The sequence below is a fragment of the Paraeggerthella hongkongensis genome (genome assembly GCF_003726035.1).
Classification (GTDB): Bacteria; Actinomycetota; Coriobacteriia; order Coriobacteriales; family Eggerthellaceae; genus Paraeggerthella; species Paraeggerthella hongkongensis.
In genome coordinates this window covers 39,838-60,661 of record NZ_QICD01000007.1, presented here as the reverse complement: position 1 = coordinate 60,661, position 20,824 = coordinate 39,838, and the positions used below count along the sequence as shown (strand labels likewise).

At 59.8% G+C, this 20,824-nt stretch carries 13 protein-coding genes; 11 read left to right on the top strand and 2 right to left on the bottom strand.

Annotation, left to right across the window (positions count from 1 at the left end):
* Nucleotides 1-179: 179 nt before the first annotated feature.
* The 7 genes from nrfD (DMP08_RS05355) (at nt 180) to DMP08_RS05320 (ending at nt 8,164) form a co-directional block, all read left to right on the top strand.
* On the top strand, nt 180-1,154 hold the full coding sequence (gene nrfD / locus DMP08_RS05355; protein WP_123191929.1) for an NrfD/PsrC family molybdoenzyme membrane anchor subunit: 975 nt from the start codon (nt 180-182) through the stop codon (nt 1,152-1,154).
* Nucleotides 1,155-1,175: 21 nt separating this feature from the next.
* Nucleotides 1,176-1,664: a GntR family transcriptional regulator gene (locus DMP08_RS05350; RefSeq protein WP_114567008.1), complete on the top strand. Its 489-nt coding sequence runs from the start codon at nt 1,176-1,178 to the stop codon at nt 1,662-1,664.
* Entirely contained in the window at nt 1,661-2,701 is a 1,041-nt protein-coding gene (locus tag DMP08_RS05345; protein WP_225748755.1) for a slipin family protein, read from the top strand. Before DMP08_RS05350 ends, DMP08_RS05345 begins: the two co-directional genes overlap by 4 nt.
* A 462-nt stretch (nt 2,702-3,163) precedes the next feature.
* On the top strand, nt 3,164-5,578 hold the full coding sequence (locus tag DMP08_RS05335) for a molybdopterin-dependent oxidoreductase (RefSeq protein WP_123191927.1): 2,415 nt from the start codon (nt 3,164-3,166) through the stop codon (nt 5,576-5,578).
* An 8-nt stretch (nt 5,579-5,586) separates the two neighbouring features.
* Complete coding sequence (locus tag DMP08_RS05330) at nt 5,587-6,204, top strand: 4Fe-4S dicluster domain-containing protein (RefSeq protein WP_123191926.1); 618 nt, start codon at nt 5,587-5,589, stop codon at nt 6,202-6,204.
* Between the two features lie 16 nt (nt 6,205-6,220).
* Entirely contained in the window at nt 6,221-7,447 is a 1,227-nt protein-coding gene (nrfD, locus tag DMP08_RS05325; RefSeq protein ID WP_123191925.1) for an NrfD/PsrC family molybdoenzyme membrane anchor subunit, read from the top strand.
* A gap of 69 nt (nt 7,448-7,516) precedes the next feature.
* A complete protein-coding gene (locus tag DMP08_RS05320; RefSeq protein WP_123191924.1) occupies nt 7,517-8,164 on the top strand; it encodes a TorD/DmsD family molecular chaperone in 648 nt (215 codons plus the stop codon).
* A 94-nt stretch (nt 8,165-8,258) separates the two neighbouring features.
* On the opposite strand, the gene DMP08_RS05315 is transcribed toward DMP08_RS05320, so the two are convergent.
* Complete coding sequence (locus tag DMP08_RS05315; RefSeq protein ID WP_123191923.1) at nt 8,259-9,926, bottom strand: VgrG-related protein; 1,668 nt, start codon at nt 9,924-9,926, stop codon at nt 8,259-8,261.
* A gap of 41 nt (nt 9,927-9,967) precedes the next feature.
* Entirely contained in the window at nt 9,968-10,300 is a 333-nt protein-coding gene (locus tag DMP08_RS12435) for a hypothetical protein (protein ID WP_161555421.1), read from the bottom strand.
* A gap of 437 nt (nt 10,301-10,737) precedes the next feature.
* Here DMP08_RS12435 and rpoB point away from each other — a divergent pair, with 437 nt between their 5' ends.
* The 4 genes from rpoB (at nt 10,738) to glmM (ending at nt 20,765) form a co-directional block, all read left to right on the top strand.
* Nucleotides 10,738-14,274 carry a DNA-directed RNA polymerase subunit beta gene (rpoB, locus tag DMP08_RS05305; RefSeq protein WP_123191921.1) on the top strand — a complete coding sequence of 1,179 codons (3,537 nt, stop codon included), beginning with the start codon at nt 10,738-10,740 and terminating at the stop codon, nt 14,272-14,274.
* The gene (locus DMP08_RS05300) at nt 14,275-18,681 is read left to right on the top strand and encodes a DNA-directed RNA polymerase subunit beta' (RefSeq protein WP_123191920.1); all 4,407 of its coding nucleotides are present in this window, start codon (nt 14,275-14,277) and stop codon (nt 18,679-18,681) included.
* 140 nt (nt 18,682-18,821) lie between these two features.
* Nucleotides 18,822-19,322, top strand: a complete 501-nt coding sequence (locus tag DMP08_RS05295; RefSeq protein WP_123191919.1) for a phosphoribosyl-ATP pyrophosphatase — start codon at nt 18,822-18,824, stop codon at nt 19,320-19,322.
* 108 nt (nt 19,323-19,430) lie between these two features.
* Nucleotides 19,431-20,765, top strand: a complete 1,335-nt coding sequence (gene glmM, locus DMP08_RS05290; RefSeq protein ID WP_123191918.1) for a phosphoglucosamine mutase — start codon at nt 19,431-19,433, stop codon at nt 20,763-20,765.
* Nucleotides 20,766-20,824 lie beyond the last annotated feature (59 nt).

The following is a 20,824-nucleotide window of genomic DNA, read 5'->3' as shown; positions in this document are numbered from 1 at the left end:
CGCCCTTCGGGAAACGCGCTGCGCTAGAAGTCTCAAGCTGCAACGAGGCGATGCGGCAGGCCCTTCGTCATGCTCCGCTGCATACCTTCTCGAAATCGCGTACAATGTTCTCGATAATTGTCTTAGGATAATGTGCGGGCGTTTGGGAGAAGGCTTGTGGCCAGGGAGGGGGCGGCGCGTTGTTCGGAACGCTGATCGTGTGCTACCTGTTCTTGGGCGGCGCGGGAGCCGGTGCTTGCCTGGTTTCGGCTGCGCTGAGCTTGCTGTCTCCTGCTTCTCTGACCGTGCAGCGCATGCCTGGTCGCACGGGTTCGCCTTGCAGGATCGTTCGCCTGCCTGAAGCGTATAGGCGATTGCTTGCTCCGGGGCTTGCCGCGGGATTGACGGCGCTTGGAGCTGGCATGGTCTGCTTGCTGGCGGACGTCGGGCGCATCGATCGCGTGGCGTCGCTGCTTCTGAACCCTTCATTGTCGTACGTTGCGGCGGGCGCCTGGGCTTTGGCCGCGTGCTTCTTGCTGGCGTGCTTCTTGCTGGTTGCATGGGTCGGCTTGGCCCGCCTCTCGGTTGCGGTGGTTCGCGTGGCCGAGGTTTTGCTGGCTTTGGCATCGGTCGTGACCATGGCGTATACGGGCTTGCTGCTGCAGAGCATGCCCTCGGTGCCGCTCTGGTCGACGCCTTGGCTTCCGGTGCTGTTCGTCTTTTCGTCGCTTTCGTGCGGATGCGCTATGGTTCTGGCTGTCGGTCAGTTTTCAGGCGCAGCGCGAATGTTCGGGGGCGTGTTTCGGCGGCTGGCGGCTGTCGATGCCGTGGTCGTGGCGTGCGAGATTCTGGTTGCGGCAGCTTACGTAGCTGCGGTTTCGGGGCTGACCGCGCTGGGGGCTCCTGCGTTTTCCGGTTCGAGCGGCACCGGACAGGCGCTGGCCGTCTCGTCGCAGGTTTTGGTTGGCGGCCCGGACGCGTGGCTGTTTTGGGTTGTGTTCGCGGCGGGCGGACTTGCCTTTCCGCTTGCGGCTGATTTGGCGATCGTGCGGGTTGCGAAGCCTTTGCCGATGATGGCTTTAGCTGTGGCTGCGGGTGTTTTAGCCGGTGGGCTCGCTTTGCGGTATTGCCTGGTTGAAGCGGGAATGCAGCCTGTTTTGCAGATGGGATTGTGATAAGGATGGAGAGTGCGACCAATGGATAAGTCCACGTTCCCTTTCGAAGTTGATGCAACTACCGACGTGCCTTTGTGGGTACAGCTGCGCCAGCGGCTTATCTATTTGATCAATTCCGGTTATTTCAAGCCTGGCGATCGGTTGCCGACGGTGCGTGGGCTGGCGTCCGACATTTCCATCAACTACAACACGGTGAACAAGGCGTATCTCAGCCTTGTGTCCGATGGATATCTGGAATCGACGCGTGGGCGCGGCGTGTTCGTGCGCGACTTGGACGCGGAGATGGACGAGGGGTTCGCAAAGGAGATCGATAGCCTTATGGACGATTGCATTGCGGCGTGTCGCGACCTGGGCTTGTCTCTTGACGACGTGCAGCGGTGCATGCTCCTTAAGATCAAGCAGGCAAAAATGGCCGAGGGGATTGAGGACGATACTTCAGTGGAGGGATCTGGCCGTATCGTGAAGGTGGACGTGATCGGTGCATCTGGCGGCAAAGTGCGCGGCGCATGATCAACTGGTATAAGAAGAGGGAAGAAACCGACATGAATCTTGAAAACAGCAGGAATGCTCGGCGCAGGCGGACGACTGAAGCCGAGTCGCGTTCGTTCGGAGGGCGTTCCTCGTGGAGGGTGCTTCCCGATGCGAATACGGAAGTGGTGGGCGAGCGCGCTTCGAGTGCGGGCGTGCTGTTGTTTACCGCGACGGTGTTTCTGGTGACGTTTTGCCTGGTTATGGGCATCTCGATAGGGGCAACGGGTCGTATGGGGCTGGTTTCTCTTGCGCTTTCGCTGGTTATGGGGCTGCTGGCTGCCATGTCGACGCATATCGCGCAGCAGTGGGAAAAGGTCGTGGTGCTGCGTTTCGGCAAGTTCAATCGAGTTTCCGGGCCGGGGTTGTTCTGGACCATCCCTATTGTCGAGCAGAACACCATGCGCGTGGACAATCGCGTTCGCGTGACCACGTTCGGAGCCGAAGAAACCCTGACGGCCGACCTGGTGCCACTCGATGTGAATGCGGTCCTGTTCTGGCACGTGTGGGATGCAAAGGCGGCGTGCATGGAAGTGGGGGACTTCACGCGCGCGGTGGAGCTTGCCGCTCAGACGGCTTTGCGCGACGCTATCGGTCGGGGAGGCGCGGCCGAGGTGGCCATTCGCCGCGAGCAGCTGGACCGCGAGCTCAAACGCGCGCTCGAAGAGAAGGTGGAGCCTTGGGGCATTACCATCCTGTCGGTGGAGATCCGCGACATCTTGCTGCCGAAGGAGTTGCAAGATGTTATGTCGCTTGAGGCTCAGGCCGAGCAGCGCAAGAAGGCTCGCATCATTCTTATGGAGGCTGAGCAGGATATCTGCGAAATGATGGACGATATGGGCGATATATACGCGAGAAACGATGCTGCGCTGCGGTTGCGCTCCATGCATCTTCTGTATGAGAGCGTTCGAGAAACCGGCGGCACGGTTGTGGTGCCAAGCAGTTTCAGCGAGGGCTTTGGGGACGTGCTCGGCGACGCTGCGAAAGACGCTCTTGGCGGGAAAGGCGGGAAGGCGTAAGGTCTTGGCGCCGTGCTTCCAAGTTGCGCGGCTGTTTTGTACATAATTCATGCGTACGCAACAATTCTCGTCCGATTGCCCTTGATAATTGTGCGGCGTAAGCTTGTCGGACTTGATGCTGGTTGAATGCTTGTGCTTGTCGACTGCTCGGATGTGCGGGGTCGACGTTCCTGCTATTGATCTGCTGGATTTGAAGGTTCCCGCGCTTTGCATTGAACGGTACGAGCTGAAGCGACCGCTGACATTGTTTCCAAAATAGAATAATGCTACCGATAAATTATCCTATGACAATCATTGATTGTCATAGGATAATTTCGTATAGTGCACATGAGGGAATTTGGCCAATTCTTGTCAGGAACGTATTGGGGGATATCCGATAGGATTGCGCTTGGGATTCGCGGCAATAGATTCGCGATCCATTTCGCAGGGGGATATCCTGACGAGATCTTTGGAGGAGGAGAAATGTCAGGAACAACCAGCTCGCAGAGCGGGCTCACGCGTAGGAGTTTCCTGAAAACGACCGGCGTTGCAGCTGGGACGTTGGGTCTTGCGGGCGCCGTTGGCATGACTACGCCCGATGGTTGGCTTGCGCCCTCGGAGGCCCACGCCGAGCCTGAGGAGCGAGTGGGGTATACATTCCACTATCGACATTGTCAATGCAACTGCCACTTGAAGTGCACCGTTCGCGATGGTCGCATGGTTCTTGTCGAGCCAAATACTTGGCCGGATAAGAGAAACGAAACCGTATGCTTGAAGGGTATCTCTGAGATACAGCATACATACAGCTCTGAGCGGCTGCAGGTTCCCCTAAAGCGCGTTGGCGAGAGGGGGTCGGGAGATTTTATCGAGATAACTTGGGAAGAGGCTCTTGACACCATTGCCGACAAGGTAAAGGAAACCCAAGAAAAGTACGGTGCAGGAGCCATTGCTTTCCAGACGGCAGTGGATTCCCTAACCACGTTCTTGCCAAAGCTTCTCAAAGGACAAGAAAAACCCCACCGCGGCATTGATATCGGTTTAGGGAATGGGTTTTCGCCGGCATTGGCTGAATCTGGTCAACAGGGAGCATCTTCGAATGAGGTTGCTGACTGGAAAAACGCTAAAACCATTCTCAACGTCGGTTGCAATATGCTCGAAACCTGCATGGTGACGGCTCCTTACTTCTTTGAGGCAAAGGAAGCGGGTGCAGAAATTATCACGCTGGATCCCAATTTTTGCACTACTGCTGCAAAAAGCTCTCGCTGGATACCTATGATCGCGGGTACTGATCCGGCATTGTATCTGGGGATGATTACAATCATTCTAGAGAATGAATGGTATAACGAGCCGTATCTTAAGACTAATACCAGCATGCCTTTCTTGGTCAAGCGTTCCGATGGATTGCTTTTAAGGGAGCGCCCTGCCGTCGATAGCAAGCAAACAGGTGACGATAATCCGTTCATGGTTTGGGATGGGCGCACGGGCTCGCTTGCTGGATACCGCGCAGATGGCGTAGACCCAGTGCTTGATTTCGAGACGTCCATCAATGGCGAAGAGTTCGTCACTGTTTTTCGACTGCTAAAAGAAAGCCAGAAAAAATACCCCGCTTCATGGGCTGCGAAGACAACGGGCGTAGATGAAGATGTTCTTGTCGAAATAACCGACAAGTATGCAAACCACGGACCTTCGATTCTCTCGTTTGGATTCGGTGGTGGTGAGAAGTTTTATAACGCTGATGTTGCCGGGCATGCAGCCGTTTTGCTTGCGACCCTTGTGGGTTCGTTTGGAACTGACATTCCTGGTTGGGGCGCAGGTGCGTACGTCAATGCTTACCAAAAGATATTCGGTGCAGGAAAACTGGCTAGTTGGCCGCTTCCCGATGAATGCAAAACGGCACCGGCTCCCAAAGCGAGCGTTGACTACCGCGATGAAGAGAGCGGCATTCGTTTCATGTGGGTGCAAAACGGAGGCTTTCAGCAAATTGCGGGAAACCAGAATCGAACGAACGAATGGGCGAAAACGCTCGATTTCGTTGTCGTTCAGGACATTTGGCATACTCCTTCGGTTGATTGGGCTGACATAGTCCTTCCTGTTTGCTCTCATTTTGAAGTCGACGAAAAAGTGGGTTTCTTGCGCGCGCTGCGCGGTCATGTTCTTCTCCAGCAGAAAGTGCTCGATCCTTTGTTTGAAAGCAAAACCGATTTTTGGATCGATTGCGAAATGGCGAAGCGTTTGGGGTACGGAGATTTTCTGCCGAAAAGCCAGGAAGAACTTGCACGCTTTCAGCTTGATTGTGCCACCGACAAAGCGATTGCTGGCATAACGCTTGACGAGGTTATTGCCAGCAACGGTGTGGTGGCGCTTAAGAATCAGCCTGAGATTGCGCGTAGCTATAGTGGCCAAACCTATAAAACCACGTCGGGAAAGATAGATCTGTATTACGAGAATCTTGTAAAGCATGATCAAGCCTTGCCTCAATACGAAGCTCCTTGCGAGGCTTACGAAGAGAATCCCTTGCGAGAGAAATACCCTTTGGTTATGACCCAGCGTCGATCGAAGTACTTCATTCATCAGAACCTCATGGACGCTACGTGGATACGTCAGTATTACAAACCGACGCTAGAAATGAACCCGGGCGACGTATCTTCGCGTGGGTTGGTGTCCGGTGACATGGTCGAAGCGTTCAACGATCGCGGTTCCTTCAGTTGCGAATGCGTCGCCACCGAGGCGGTTCGTCCGGGCATCGCTGTTATTGTCGAGGGCATTTGGAGTCAGTATATGGGTTCTGGGGACTTGCAAAATGTCACCAATGATGCCGTCAACCCCAGAGGAAAAGCACTTGCCAAAGGTCGTGTCACTCCTTTCAACGACACGCTCATCGAAGTTAAGAAAGCATAGGTGATCGAATGACTAGGCTGGGAATAGCTATCAATTTGGATCGCTGCACTGGTTGCAATACGTGTGCAATGGCGTGCAAGATGCAGAACAATGTGCCCATGGGCATGACGTGGAACCGAGTGATTAATGAGGGATGCGAATCTGAGTTCGGAGTTCAAGGAATTTACCCTGATGTTACGCGCACGTATCTGCCTATTGCCTGCCAGCATTGCGAGAATCCGGCGTGCTTGCGCGTATGCCCGACGGGGGCTACGTACAAGGATGACAAGGGACGCGTGGAAATTGACTACGAAAAGTGCATCGGTTGCCGTATGTGCATGGCTGCCTGCCCGTACAATGCACGCGTGTTTAATTGGAGTTATCCGGTTCGCGATCCTGATTTCAATTATGGAGACAAAAGCGTACCGGTGCGTGGGAAGGGCGTTGCTGAAAAGTGCACGTTGTGCAAAGAGCGCACCGACCGCGACGAGCAGCCTATGTGCGTGAAATGCTGCCTATCAAAAGCTCGCACATTCGGTGATCTCGATGATCCCGAGAGCGAGATATCGAAACTCATCGCTGCTCGCAAGGCCGGCGTCCTCCTTGAGGAGCAAGGTACTCGCCCGCAAGTCCATTACTTCAACTAGGGAGGAGGTGCAAACCATGCAAACCTCTACGAAAACTAAAGCTGCCATCGGGGTGCTGGGGATGCTGACGGTGGCGGGTGTTGCCGCTTGGGTTTATCAGCTGATGGGCGGTCTTGGCGTGACGGGCATGAATAACGGCACGTCGTGGGGCCTTTACATCACGTGCTTCATGTTCTTTGTGGGCTTGTCGGCCGGCGGCCTCATCGTTGCATCGTCGGCTAGCGTGTTTCATGTGTCCGACTACAAAAAGGTGGCGTTGCCCGCGGTTATTCTATCCACGGTGTGCATCTGCTGCGCAGGAATGTTCGTGCTTATCGATCTTGGCGGCATCCAACGGGTGTGGCGTATTGTTACGGGTCCGAACGTGATCTCCCCCTTGTTCTGGGATATCTGCGTTATCACGATGTATCTTGTTATCAACCTGGCGTACCTGTATTTCATGACGTCGAAAAAGCCGGGCGCCCAGGATAAGGTTGCTATCGTCAGTCGTTTTGCCTTGCCCATCGCTATTTTGGTGCATTCGGTGACCGCATGGATCTTCGGTTTGCAGATTGCACGAGAGGGCTGGTATTCTGCCATCATGGCGCCGTTGTTTGTGGCTTCGGCTATGGATTCGGGCTTGGCGTTGCTGCTTCTGGTGTTGAACGGATTGAACAAGTCGGGTGTGTTCAAGACGGACAAGAGACTGTTGGCGAATCTGGCGGGGCTTTTGGCTGTATGCGTTGCTGTCGATGCGTTCTTTATCGGCTGTGAGGTTTTGACCATGGCTTATCCAGGTGCTGCCGGAGCCAATACGTTGGCCATCATGGCAACCGGAGTGACTGCACCTTTCTTCTGGTTCGAAATTCTTGCTGGCTTGTTGATCCCGTTTTGCATTCTGGTGTTTGCAAAAAACCGTCAACGGCAAGGTTTGGTTGTTTTCTCCAGCGTGCTGGTGGTGGCTGGCGTGTTCTTCAAGCGCGTGTGGCTGCTGCTTACCTCGTTCTCCCATTTTAATGTGCCGGGTGCTCCGGGTGTGTCGTTGGGAACTGTTAATGCCCAGCAGGGAGGTACCGACATGTGGGCGCTGGCTGGTACCTACGTTCCTACCTGGGTTGAAGCTGTTGTGGTATTGGGCGTTGTGGCATTGGGGGCTTTGGCGTTTATGGCGCTGACGCGCATGCTGATGCCGACAAATGGGACGAATGTCTCTACGACAAAAGCACGCCGTACCATCAAATCTGCAGTGGAATCTGCTCAGTAGACGAAATGAAGCGCCGGATACTTTCCAACGAATCCGGCGCTTCGGTCGATCTTGAGAAAGGACGACTTCATGGCCGAGATTCCTTGGAAGTCTTTGTCCGAAGCCTATGGGTTTTTGGGTAATTCGTTGCTTGCTCCTATGACCATGACTGCTTCGGTTGGTCTTGACATGCACTTTTGGGAAGCGTTCCCAACATTTGAAGACCAGGGTATATCCAACGCTGTTGCTGCATGCGAACGTTGGACTCAGGCTGCGAGCTTGCGTGCTGAGGAAAGCGATGAAGACCTGATCGAGCGTTGCGCTGTTGAATACACCCGATTGTTCATAGGTCCGCCATCTCCTTTGGCGCCGCCGTGGGAAACGATGTATCGAGCTTCGAACGTTTCGGTTGGCTTCGGTCAAGCAACTTTTGAAATGCGTCAATTGTTGCGCGAGGCCGGCCTTGAGCTTCGAAACGAAAATCGCCAGTACGAAGACCATATGGGCATAGAGCTGCTGTATCTTTCCGATCGGTGCCGGTGGCTGTCGGGTGATCCTGTTGGGGGCGTGGACGCTCGGCAGAAGCTTGCTTCCTTTATCGACGATCACCCGCTTGATTGGATTGAACCCTTTAGAGATTGCGTGGAAGAGCAAAGCCCCTATGGTTATTTCTCCCACATTCTATTGGTGACTCAGTGCTTGTTGAAGTGGCATCGGGCGGAATTGTCGGCTCTTTGATCGGGCTTTTGCGTTTGACTTCTCGATTTGCACACCAAAAAAGACGAGCCCCATTTCAGGGCTCGTCTTTTTTGGTGTGCGTTGATCTGTGCGGTTAACCTCTTCCCAAAAGCTTTCTCATGGTCAGCGCGGCGCCTGCCACAAGGGCGAGGCATGCCGAAGCAAGGGCTACCACAAGGGGCGTGCTCGTGCCCTCGTCGCCCGTTTGGGTCAAGTTCGAGGCTTTCGACTCCTTTGCGGGTGCGGGCAAGGGTTTGGCCTCGGTCTTGGATGCTTCGGAGACTTCTGTCGTCAAGGTTGCACCAGGTTCCTCCGACTTGCTCCCGGATCCCGAACCGGAGACTTCCTGCTTCGGGCCGTTTCCCGATCCTTGGCTGTCGGCGTTCGACGAGCTTCCTTCGTTCGATCCTCCGTTGCCCGCCGTCGGCTGGTCCCCGTTGCCCGTCGAGCTGTCGGGCGGGGTGGGTGCGTTCGGAGTTTCCGCGCCGGGTGTGCTTTCCTCCGGCGTAGAGTTCTCGTTGCCTGTCGGGGGAGTAGGCGCGACAGTATCTTCCGATCCCGGTCGATCGGCATTGCCCGGCGCATTTTCACCAGAGCCGCCGTTCTCGGGATTGGAAGGCGTGGAAGGCTCAGCGGGCGTCGACGGTTCATTGGGAGATGGGGCGGGTTCGATGGGCGTCGAAGGCTCGTCCGGAGTTGGCGTGGGCTCGGGGTTGGGAACCGGCACGGGAGCCGGCGTCACCTCGGGCTTGGGCTCGGGGTCGGGTGCCGGCACCGGCTTGCTCGCCTCTGCATCTTGCTCGTGCTGGGTAATGAACGCCAAGCAGTCCTTCAGCTCGTTGCGGTAGCGGTTTTCCCAGCCCTGGTGGTACTGGGGCTGACCCTTGTAGAACACGCTCACGTTCTCCACCACGTAGTTGCACAGCTTGGTGACGAACTCGCGGTCGGTCATGTCGTTGGTGAGTCCGGCTCCCGGCCAGTCGTACCCTTCGCTAAGGTAATGGTACGTGCCGTTCCGGTCGTACCCATCTGAAACGCCGCCCACGAACTTCTTCCAGCCGGAAGATCCGAACAGGCTGCTCAAACCCCAGCACAAGCCCTTCACGGCATCGGAGCGATTCGAAATGTCGATGCCCCTGCTGGCTAGGTATTCCTGCGCAGGAATGTACGAGTTGTTGTACGCGTAGCTGTCCTGCAGGCCGGAGAACTCGGTCGGGTTGGCAGCGTATGCAAGGTGCCACGAATCCTCGAGCCTCTGGCCGACGCTGTTCAGCTTCCCGGCGCTTTCGTCGTACAAATCGCCCGAGATGTTCGTGGAGGAGACCCACTCGAACATGTGGTACGTTTCAGGATCGTACGCGTAGCATGCCTCCAGAAATCCCTTGAGGGTGTAGCGGTTGTCGAACTGGTAATACCCCATTGCATGGTATCCGTCGCCATAGGAAAGCCCCTGGTTGTAGTTTCTGCCGCTCTCGTATTTTGCGAAGTACTTCATCTCGCTTGAAACTGCAACCGGATCGAGCGACACCGCGTACGGCATCGCGATCGAGCGAGCAAGCCTGGTTTTCGGGGAACTGTCGGAGTAGAAGTCGTCCTTGTCGTAATCCGCGGGCTTCTGCATTGCGCTCGAAGCCGATGCTTCCGTCGAAGCAGCTTCGGAAGGAATGGGCTCGTCGGCAAGGGCCGCTGCTGGCATCATGCTGCATGCAAGGGAAAGCGATACGCCCAAGGCAAGCGCCTTCGGTGCGCTGGGTTGTCCCATGGGGACCTCCGTTCTGCGTGTATGGTGCGTTTCATCTGCGTTTATGGTAGTGCGCGCCAAGACGCGCATCCGCTGGGGCCGATCGGAGGAATCAGCACGAAACGGAACAATAAGTCTCTCACGCGCGCGCGTAAGAAAGCCAGTTCGGCGACGTCTTCTCCATGGCTTTGCGACAAATTAAACAGAATTGCTGAATGGGCGATCCCGTCGACGGCGTGGCGTCGGCAGGGTTGATTCGGTTGCGTCGCGTCATTCGAGCAGCCGCGTTGCGCCGTCTCGTTCAGCTCCAGAGCGGTGCTCTTCTTGCCAAAACGGACGAGTTTTGCGGCGATTTTTGCCGCACCGGGATGGTTCGGTGTGAGACGGTTTTGCATCGTGCCAGGTCATAAGCTTGCCATCCGTCATTATTCTGGCTTGAGGACCAGTAAAACTCGCTCGTTTTGGCAGTAGGCGGCAGGCAGCAGGCGGCAGCGGACGCCGCGCGCAAGGCCGGAATCCGCCGTGGATGTGCGCGCTCTGGCGGCGATCGTTCCAGACGGGCTCCGGGGGAGGGGGCGCCCGAACCTCAGCCGCGCGCAGCCGCTTGGTCGCCTCCCGCCGCGTGCACGGCCTCTCAACCCCTCCGCCGTGCGGAAAATCGTCCTCCGCATCCAAAAATTCCAACGACATCCGCCCAGATGAACAGCCAAATCCACAATAAATTTCCACAGTTCGTAAAAATTTTTCTTGACATGGCTTGACGGGCGCACTATTTTTAGAACTTGCGACTTTTTCGCATTTTTGCGGGTGCACATGAAGGAGGAAAAGCCTCGTGGCTCAAGGAAAAACGACTGATCAGACCAGCCTTTACAGGGATCGGCGAAACTTCGCCAAGATTCCGGACGTCATGGACGTCCCCAACTTGATCGCTATCCAGACGGATAGTTTCGAGTTCTTCAAGGGCGAGGGCCTGGCGCAAGCGTTCCGTGACATCAGCCCCATCGAGAACAACACGAAAGATATGTGCGTGGAGTTCGGCAAGCACGAGTTCGGCGAGCCGAAGTACTCGGTTGACGAGTGCAAGGAGAAGGACGTCTCCTACCAGGCGCCGCTGTTCGTGGAGATCCGCTTCATCAACCGTGAAACGGGCGAAATCAAAGAGCAGGACGTGTTCATGGGCGACTTCCCGCTCATGACCCCGCGCGGTACGTTCATCATCAACGGCACCGAGCGCGTCGTCGTCAGCCAGCTGGTCCGCTCCCCGGGCGTGTACTTCGCTTCCGAGCGCGACAAGGCGTCTGACAAGATGCTCTACAACGCCAAGGTCATTCCCAGCCGCGGTGCGTGGCTCGAATTCGAAACCGACAAGCGCGACATCCTATCCGTGCGCATCGACCGCAAGCGCAAGCAGCCGGCTACGCTGCTCGTGCGCGCCCTCGGCCTGGCCGAGACGCGCGAGGAGATCATCGAGCTTCTGGGCGCCGACGAAATGGTGCTGCGCACGCTCGACCGCGACCCCGCCACCACGAAGGAAGAGTCGCTCATCGAGCTGTACAAGCGCTTCCGTCCCGGCGAGCCTCCCACCATCGACTCCGCCCGTACGCTGCTCGAGGGCCTGTTCTTCAACCCGCAGCGCTACGACCTGGCGAAAGTCGGTCGCTACAAGATCAACAAGAAGCTGGGCTTCGATCCCGATTACGAGGCTTCCACGCTGACCGACGACGATATCGTGAAGACGATGCAGTACATCGTCGCGCTGCATGCCGGCGTCGAGGGCGTGCAGACCGACGACATCGACCACTTCGGCAACCGCCGCATCCGCACCGTGGGCGAGCTGATCCAGAACCAGTTCCGCATCGGCCTGTCCCGCATGGAGCGCGTCGTGCGCGAGCGCATGAGCATGCAGGAGCCCGACGAGATCACGCCGCAGTCGCTCGTGAACATCCGCCCCATCGTGGCGGCCATCAAGGAGTTCTTCGGCTCCTCGCAGCTGTCCCAGTTCATGGACCAGACCAACCCTGCCGCCGGCATCACGCACAAGCGTCGTCTGTCGGCCCTCGGCCCGGGCGGCCTGTCCCGCGAGCGCGCCGGCTTCGAGGTGCGCGACGTGCACACCTCCCACTACGGCCGCATGTGCCCCATCGAGACGCCTGAAGGCCCGAACATCGGCCTCATCGGCTCGCTGGCCACGTACGCTCGCATCAACCCCTACGGCTTCATCGAGACGCCGTATCGCCGTATCGTGGACGGCAAGGTGACCGACGAGATCGACTACCTGACCGCCGACGAGGAGGAGAACTACACCATCGCCCAGGCGAACGAGACGTTCGACCTCGAAACGCGCGAGTTCGTCACGTACGCCGAGGACGGTTCGTTCACGGTCGACAAGAAGGTTCTCTGCCGCACGAAGGACGCCGCCGGCGTCTTCGGCGAGCCCGACGAGGTGCCGCCCGCGCAGATCGACTACATGGACGTGTCCCCGCGTCAGATGACGTCGGTCGCAACCTCGCTCATCCCGTTCCTCGAGCACGACGACGCGAACCGCGCCCTCATGGGCTCGAACATGCAGCGCCAGGCCGTGCCCTTGCTGCGTCCGAGCGCGCCGCTGGTGGGCACCGGCATCGAGCACCGCATCGCGGTGGACTCCGGCGAGATCCTGGTTGCCCAGAACTCGGGCGTCGTGGACTACGTCGACGGCCAGACCATCATCATCCTGAACAACGACGGCGAGTACGACGAGTACCTGGTGCCGAAGTTCCAGCGCTCCAACCAGAGCGGCTGCATCAACCACCGTCCTATCGTGCGCAAGGGCGACGAGGTCCAGGCCGGCGACGTGCTGGCTGACGGTCCGTCCTGCGACGGCGGCGAGCTGGCGCTGGGCCAGAACCTCATGGTGGCCTACATGCCGTGGGAAGGCTACAACTACGAGGACGCCATCATCGTGTCCGAGCGCGTGGTGGCCGAGGACCTGCTCACGTCCATCCACATCTCCGAGTACGAGGTGGATGCCCGCGACACGAAGCTGGGACCCGAGGAGATCACCCGCGAGATTCCGAACATCTCCGACGACATGATCGGCGACCTGGACGCCGACGGCATCATCCGCGTGGGCGCCGAGGTGTTCCCGGGCGACGTGCTGGTGGGCAAGGTCACGCCGAAGGGCGAAACCGAGCTCACGGCCGAGGAGCGCCTGCTGCGCGCCATCTTCGGCGAGAAGGCCCGCGAAGTCCGCGACACGTCGCTCAAGGTGCCTCACGGCTCCGGCGGCCGCGTCATCGGCATGAGCCGCTTCAGCCGCGACGCCGGCGACGAGCTGGCTCCGGGCGTGAACGAGCTCGTTCGCATCTATGTGGCTCAGAAGCGCAAGGTGCAGCAGGGCGACAAGCTGTCCGGCCGTCACGGCAACAAGGGCGTTATCTCCCGCGTGCTGCCGGTCGAGGACATGCCGTACCTCGCCGACGGCACCCCCATCGACGTCATCCTGAACCCGCTCGGCGTTCCGTCCCGAATGAACGTGGGCCAGCTGCTTGAGAACCACCTGGGCTGGGCTGCGAAGTGGGGCTGGTCCGACGAGGAGGAGACCGAGGAGGTCGTGGAGGGCCCGATGCACGTGGCCACGCCCGTCTTCGACGGCGCTACGGAGAAGGAAATCTCCGACGCCATCGAGAAGGCGAACCGCAACCTCATCAACTACAACCATTACAAGTACGGCGAGAAGGCTCGCGACGAGTTCGTGCCGCAGCTTTCCCGCACCGGCAAGACCTGGCTCTACGACGGCCGCACGGGCGAGAAGTTCCGCGAGCCCATCACGGTTGGCCAGAGCTACATCCTGAAGCTGGGCCACATGGTGGACGACAAGATCCACGCGCGCTCGACCGGCCCTTACAGCCTGATCACGCAGCAGCCTCTGGGCGGCAAGGCCCAGTTCGGTGGCCAGCGCTTCGGCGAGATGGAAGTGTGGGCGCTGTACGCGTACGGCGCTTCCAACGTGCTCCAGGAGATCTTGACCGTGAAGTCCGACGACACCGCCGGCCGCGTCAAGTCCTACGAGTCCATCGTCAAGGGCGAGAACATCCCGGCTGCCGAGGTGCCCGAGAGCTTCAAGGTTCTGGTCAAGGAAATGAAGTCGCTCTGCTTGAACGTGGAGCTTGAGGGTCACGACCACCAGACGATCGACGTCACCAAGGACATCGATCGCCAGGATGACGGCGACCGTGCGCTGTACGAGGCCATCGCGGCCGACGCGCGCAAGACGGAAGAGGACGACGCGGCGAACGCTCTCGACAGCATTGCCGCTGAGCTGGGAGAATTGATGGGCGAAAGCAACAACGACACGAACGACCTCATCGGTGAAGGAGAGGAGCGATAAATGACGACGGAATTCGACGTTAACAATTTCGACGCTTTGCGTATCTCTCTGGCCAATGCCGAGGACGTGCGCAGCTGGTCGCGCGGCGAGGTCAAGAAGCCCGAGACGATCAACTACCGCACGCTCAAGCCGGAGAAGGACGGCCTGTTCTGCGAGAAGATCTTCGGCCCCACGAAGGACTGGGAGTGCGCGTGCGGCAAGTACAAGCGCGTCCGCTTCAAGGGCATCGTCTGCGAGCGCTGCGGCGTAGAGGTTACGCGCAGCAAGGTTCGCCGCGAGCGCATGGGCCACATCGAGCTGGCCGCGCCCGTGAGCCATATCTGGTACTTCAAGGGCAGCCCGAGCCGTCTGGGCTACCTGCTGGACATCCCGCCGAAGGAGCTGGAGAAGGTTCTGTACTTCGCCTCCTCCATCATCACGTCGGTTGACAAGGAGGCCCGCGAAGAGGACGCCGACGAGCTGCGCGACGAGCTGGCCGCCGACCTTGAAGAGCTGGACGCCGAGCGCGACCGCCTCATCGAGGCCACGCGCCGTCTGTCCGTGGACTACGTGCCCGAGGACGATGACTTCGTCGACGACATCGACGAGGACGAGCGCATGACCGCCGAGGAGGTCGACGAGGAGATCGCCGACATCTACGAGGAGTTCAACGAGCGCAAGTCGCTGCGTCAGGACGCCTTCGATGCCTTCATGAAGGTGGAGCCGAAGCAGCTCGTTCCGGACGAGGCCCTGTATCGCGAGATGCGCCTCAACTACCGCGACTACTTCACGGGCGGCATGGGCGCCGAGTCCGTGCGCGACCTGCTTGACGCCATGGACCTTGCCGTCGTGTCCGAAGAGCTACGCGATACCATTGCCAACGGCAAGGGTCAGAAGCGCGCCAAGGCCATCAAGCGCCTCAAGGTGGTCGACGCGTTCCTCAAGTCCGAGAACAAGCCGTCCGACATGATCCTGGACGTCATCCCGGTCATCCCGCCCGACCTGCGCCCCATGGTGCAGCTCGACGGCGGCCGTTTCGCCACGTCGGACTTGAACGACCTGTACCGTCGCGTCATCAACCGCAACAACCGTCTCAAGCGCCTGCTGGACCTGGGTGCTCCCGAGATCATCGTCAACAACGAGAAGCGCATGCTGCAGGAAGCCGTCGACAGCCTGTTCGACAACGGCCGCCGTGGCCGCCCCGTCACGGGCCCGGGCAACCGTCCGCTGAAGTCGCTGTCCGACATGCTCAAGGGCAAGCAGGGCCGCTTCCGTCAGAACCTGCTGGGCAAGCGCGTCGACTACTCCGGCCGTTCGGTTATCGTCGTCGGCCCGCAGCTCAAGCTGCACCAGTGCGGCCTGCCGTCGCAGATGGCGCTCGAGCTGTTCAAGCCGTTCGTTATGAAGCGCCTGGTGGAGCTTGAATACGCCGCCAACATCAAGGCTGCGAAGCGCGCTGTCGACCGTGGCGCCAGCTACGTGTGGGACGTGCTGGAAGAAGTCATCACCGAGCATCCGGTGCTGCTGAACCGCGCACCAACCCTGCACCGTCTGGGCATCCAGGCGTTCGAGCCGGTGCTGGTCGAGGGCAAGGCCATCAAGTTGCACCCGCTGGTCTGCACCGCCTTCAACGCCGACTTCGACGGCGACCAGATGGCTGTGCACGTGCCCTTGGGCGCCGAGGCTCAGGCCGAGGCCCGCGTGCTCATGCTGTCCGCCAACAACATCAAATCCCCGGCTCATGGCCGTCCGCTGACCGTGCCCACGCAGGACATGATCATCGGCCTGTACTACCTCACGGCCGCTCGCGACGGCTTCGAGGGCGAGGGTCGTGCGTTCATTGACTTCGCTGACGCGCTGAACGCCTACGACGCTCGCGCTGATCTTGACCTTCAGGCCAAGATCTGGGTGCGTCTGAGCAAGGACACCCAGGTGGCAACGGCTTTCGGCAAGTTCGAAGAGCACAAGGCCGGCGAGCGCATCGAAACCACCATCGGTCGCATCACGTTCAACAACGTGCTGCCCGATAGCTATCCCTTCTTGAACTACGAAATGAACAAGAAGGAGATCAGCCGTCTGGTGGAGGACGTTTGCAACCGCTACGAGCTGTCGAAGGTGCCCGCCATTCTCGACGGCCTGAAGGACGCAGGCTTCCACTACGCTACGCGCGCCGGCGTTACCGTTTCGGTGTACGACGCCACCGTGCCGCCGCAGAAGGGCGAGATCCTGGCTGCCGCCGACGCGAAGGTCGCGGCCATCGACGAGGACTACGAAATGGGCCTCATGAGCCCCGACGAGCGCCACAAGCAGGTCGTCGACATCTGGAACGAAGCCAACGAGGCCGTCGGCGACGCGATGGCCGAGAACTTCGACAAGTTCAACCCCATCTACATGATGGCGTTCTCCGGTGCGCGAGGCAACATCAAGCAGATCCGTCAGCTGGCCGGTATGCGCGGTCTCATGTCCGACCCGAAGGGCGAGATCATCGACCGACCCATTAAGGCGAACTTCCGCGAGGGCCTGTCGGTGTTGGAGTACTTCATCTCCACGCACGGTGCTCGTAAGGGTCTGGCCGACACGGCCCTGCGTACCGCCGACTCGGGTTACCTGACCCGTCGTCTGGTGGACGTGGCGCAAGACGTCATCATCCGCGAGATCGACTGCGGCACCACCGATGGCGTGCCGTATCCGCTGCATAACGACAAGGGCGAGGTGGACGAGAACCTGATCGGCCGCTGCCTGCTCGACGACGTGAAGGGCACGGACGGCACGGTCATCCTGGCTGCGGGCGAGTACATGACCAGCATGGACCAGCTGCATGCCATGGACGCTGCCGGCGTCGAGGAGCTGGTCATCCGCACGGTCATGACCTGCCATGCCGACCAGGGCGTGTGCCAGAAGTGCTACGGTTGGGATTTGGCTACGGCGCGTCCGGTGAACATCGGCACGGCGGTGGGCATCATCGCTGCCCAGTCCATTGGCGAGCCGGGCACTCAGCTTACCATGCGTACGTTCCACACCGGCGGCGTCGCAGGCGAGGACATCACGCACGGTCTGCCTCGTGTTCAGGAGCTTTTCGAGGCGCGCAAGCCGAAGGGTCTTGCCGTGCTGGCGGAGATCTCCGGTACGCTGCAGATTTCGGGCGACAAGCAGTTCAAGACGCTGACCATCCACGACCAGCAGGGCAACTTCCGCGAGTACGTGGTGAGCGCTCGTGCCCAGATGCTTCCGGGTGTGAGCGACGGCTGCCAGGTCAAGGTGGGCCAGCAGCTGACGAAGGGTTCCGTGAACCCGCACGATCTGCTGCGTCTGACCGATCCGAACACCACGCTGCGCTACATCGTGAGCCAGGTCCAGGGCGTGTACGTGTCCCAGGGCGTTGACATCAACGACAAGCACATCGAGGTCATCGCGCGCCAGATGCTGCGCAAGGTGGCCGTGCTCGATGCCGGCGATTCCGATCTGCTGCCGGGTCGCCAGGTCAACCGCTTCGAGTTCGAAGGTGTTGCCAACGAGCTTATCGCCGAAGGCAAGGAGCCGCCCGTGGGCCAGCCGCTTTTGCTGGGCATCACGAAGGCGTCGCTGGCCACGGATTCGTTCCTGTCCGCCGCATCGTTCCAGGAGACCACGAAGGTCCTCACGGACGCTGCCATCGAGGGCAAGATCGACCATTTGGCCGGCCTGAAGGAGAACGTCATCATCGGCAAGCCGATCCCGGCGGGTACGGGCCTGACGCGCTACCGCGAAGTGGGCCTCACCTACAAGGGTCGTCCGGTTTCCGGCGTGGCGGGCGAGACGCTTCCCGACTTCGCTCCGGATGCGTTGCGCGAGATCGAGGAGCTGCTGCCGCAGCCGCAGGATTGGTCGCTTGACGGCGACGGCTACCTCAACATGGGCACCAACTACGGCAGCTACTACAGCGGTCTGTCGCTGGGCCATCGCGGTCCGCAGCTCACCGATGAGGATGCGCGCCTGTACATCTACGATGACCTGGGCGTGTCCCAGCGCTGGGCCAACAAGTTCAGCGAGGCCGGCATTGAGACGGTTGCCGATTTGGTGGGACACACCGAAGAGGACCTGCTGCGCATCGAGGGCATTGGCGTGAAGGCCATCGAAGAACTGAAGGAGGGCTTGGAGGAGCGCGGTTTGACGCACGTGATCGAGGACGATCTGGCGGCTACGAGTGACGACATGTCCCAGTTGCTCGACATGGTGTTCAGCCCGGACGACACCGTTCTCATTGGCGGCGACGAGCCTGCCACCTTCAACACCGAAGGCGAGGACATGCTGGGCGAGGCATTGCCGCCTCGTTCCTACCAGCGCAACCTGGAGGAGTTGGATGCGCTGCTGGGATCTGTGGGCTCGCTGGGCTTCGGCCTGACGGGCAAGGAGGAAGAGGAAGCCTCCAACGCGGACGACGCGGAGTAACAGCTGCAAGGGGCGCGCTCAGGCGCGCCCCTTTTGCATAGGCCCGTGCTCGGGTTGGGGATGCGGCGTTTCGGCGCTGCAGCGCGCTGTGCATGTCCTGAGGCCGAGCACGTCGGCGAATCGTCGAGAAAGGTTGCCCTGTGTCACATAAAACCTATATTCCGGCTGGCGAAACGCCGCCGGCTTCTCATGTGGGTGCAACGCTCGAATCTTTGAGCGGTGCCATCGCCTCACGGCGCGAGGCGGGGGAGGAAAGCTACACGCATCGCTTGCTTTCCGGTTCCGTTGACGACGTGCTGAAAAAGATCATGGAAGAGGCGGGCGAAGTCGCGCTCGCAGCTAAAGACGTGGAGTCTTGGGCGTGCTCGTCGTTGGCGGCTGCACTGGCATCCCAAGTCGATTCGCTGCGCGGGGAGGAAGCGGCGTCTCTTGACGTGGATCTGCCGGCAGAGTACTCCGATGCCGTTGACCATCTGCGCTACGAAGCGGCCGACGTGGTGTACCACCTGTTCGTTCTGCTTGAGCGGTACGGTATCGACTTGGACGAATTTGCGGCTGAACTCAACAACCGCATGACCGACGAGGAGCGCCCGCGCGGCGGCGTTCGCCTGCACGAAGCGTTCGTGAAAAGGGGAAAGTAGACGGTTCCGATGGCCTTGCGACCATCGAAGCGGTCCGGCGGTGCGGGTTTCCGCCCTCCGACCTCGCTGACTTTTACTGAACCTGTGAGACTAGAGAGGGACATCGACATGGCACGACTATTCGGAACCGACGGCGTTCGCGGCGTCGCCAATACGGAGCTCACGTGCGACCTGGCTTTCAAGCTGGGGCAAGCCGCCGTGGCGTTTCAGGGGAAAACCATTCTGATCGGCAAGGACACCCGCTTGTCGGGCGACATGCTGGAATCGTCCGTAGCTGCGGGCGTCATGTCAATGGGCGGCACGGCGCTGCTGGCCGGGATTATTCCCACGCCGGCTATCGCGCTGCTGGTGCGCGAGCTGCACTGCGACGGCGGCGTGGTCATTTCCGCCTCCCATAATCCGCCGGAGTACAACGGCATCAAGCTGTTCGATGCCCAGGGTTTCAAGCTGCCCGATGCGGTGGAGGACGATATCGAAGCGTTTGTGGTGCGCGGCGGTGCGGCAGCCGAGGAGTTGCCGGCGGGAGACGCTGTGGGCGTTACGCTGCCGGTCGAGGATGCGTGCGAGCTCTACATTGCTCATGCCGTGTCCACGGTGGAGCGTGACGGGATAGACCTGTCGGGCTTGAAGGTGGCGCTTGACGTGGGCCATGGCGCATCGTGCATGACCAGCGCCGAGGCGCTGCGCCGCTTGGGGGCCGAGGTCGTTGTCATCAACGAGGACTTCGACGGCACTGACATCAACGTGCAATGCGGCTCCACGCATCTGGGTCCCGTGCGCGATTTGGTGGCCGAAATCGGAGCCGACGTGGGCATCGCGCATGACGGCGACGCCGACCGCGTCATGCTGGTGGACGCGCAGGGAAACGAGATCGACGGCGACGTAGTGGAAACGGTGTGCGCCATCGATCTGAAGCAGCGCGATCTGCTGCCCGGCAACACGGCCGTGTCCACGGTCATGTGCAACCTGGGCCTCACCCATGCGCTGCGCGACGCGGGCATCGAGCTTATCCAGACGAAGGTGGGCGACCGCTACGTGCTGGAGGCCATGCGCAAAGGCGGGTTCGTCGTTGGCGGCGAGCAGAGCGGCCACATGATCTTCCTCGAGCATAATTCCACGGGCGATGGCCTGGTGACGGCCCTCCAGTTCCTGGCCGCCTGCAAACGGGCCGGTAAATCCGTTGAGGACGCCGCTTCCGTTATGACGCGTTTCCCGCAAACCCTCATCAACGTGAAGGTGCAGGACAAGCATGCGGTGGACGGCAACGACGTCGTGCAGGCTGCCGTTCGCGCTGCCGAAGACGCCTTGGGCGATTCCGGGCGCGTGCTGCTGCGACCCTCTGGAACCGAACCGGTGGTGCGCGTGATGGTGGAGGCTGCAAGCGCCGAAGACGCCGAGCGTCATGCAGCGGCGATCGCTGCGGTGGTCGAGCGCGAGGTGTAGCGTCCTTGTCGCCAAAAAAAAGAAACCCGCCGGCGGGTTTCTTTTTTTGGCACGCCGAG

Excerpts from the sequence above, each read along its gene's own strand:
- DMP08_RS05350 (WP_114567008.1), top strand. The coding sequence starts at position 1,176 with ATGGATAAGTCCACGTTCCCTTTCGAAGTTGATGCAACTACCGACGTG.
- DMP08_RS05345 (WP_225748755.1), top strand. The coding sequence starts at position 1,661 with ATGATCAACTGGTATAAGAAGAGGGAAGAAACCGACATGAATCTTGAA.
- DMP08_RS05335 (WP_123191927.1), top strand. The coding sequence starts at position 3,164 with ATGTCAGGAACAACCAGCTCGCAGAGCGGGCTCACGCGTAGGAGTTTC.
- DMP08_RS05330 (WP_123191926.1), top strand. The coding sequence starts at position 5,587 with ATGACTAGGCTGGGAATAGCTATCAATTTGGATCGCTGCACTGGTTGC.
- nrfD (WP_123191925.1), top strand. The coding sequence starts at position 6,221 with ATGCAAACCTCTACGAAAACTAAAGCTGCCATCGGGGTGCTGGGGATG.
- DMP08_RS05320 (WP_123191924.1), top strand. The coding sequence starts at position 7,517 with ATGGCCGAGATTCCTTGGAAGTCTTTGTCCGAAGCCTATGGGTTTTTG.
- DMP08_RS05315 (WP_123191923.1), bottom strand. The coding sequence starts at position 9,926 with ATGGGACAACCCAGCGCACCGAAGGCGCTTGCCTTGGGCGTATCGCTT.
- DMP08_RS12435 (WP_161555421.1), bottom strand. The coding sequence starts at position 10,300 with ATGCAAAACCGTCTCACACCGAACCATCCCGGTGCGGCAAAAATCGCC.
- DMP08_RS05300 (WP_123191920.1), top strand. The coding sequence starts at position 14,275 with ATGACGACGGAATTCGACGTTAACAATTTCGACGCTTTGCGTATCTCT.
- glmM (WP_123191918.1), top strand. The coding sequence starts at position 19,431 with ATGGCACGACTATTCGGAACCGACGGCGTTCGCGGCGTCGCCAATACG.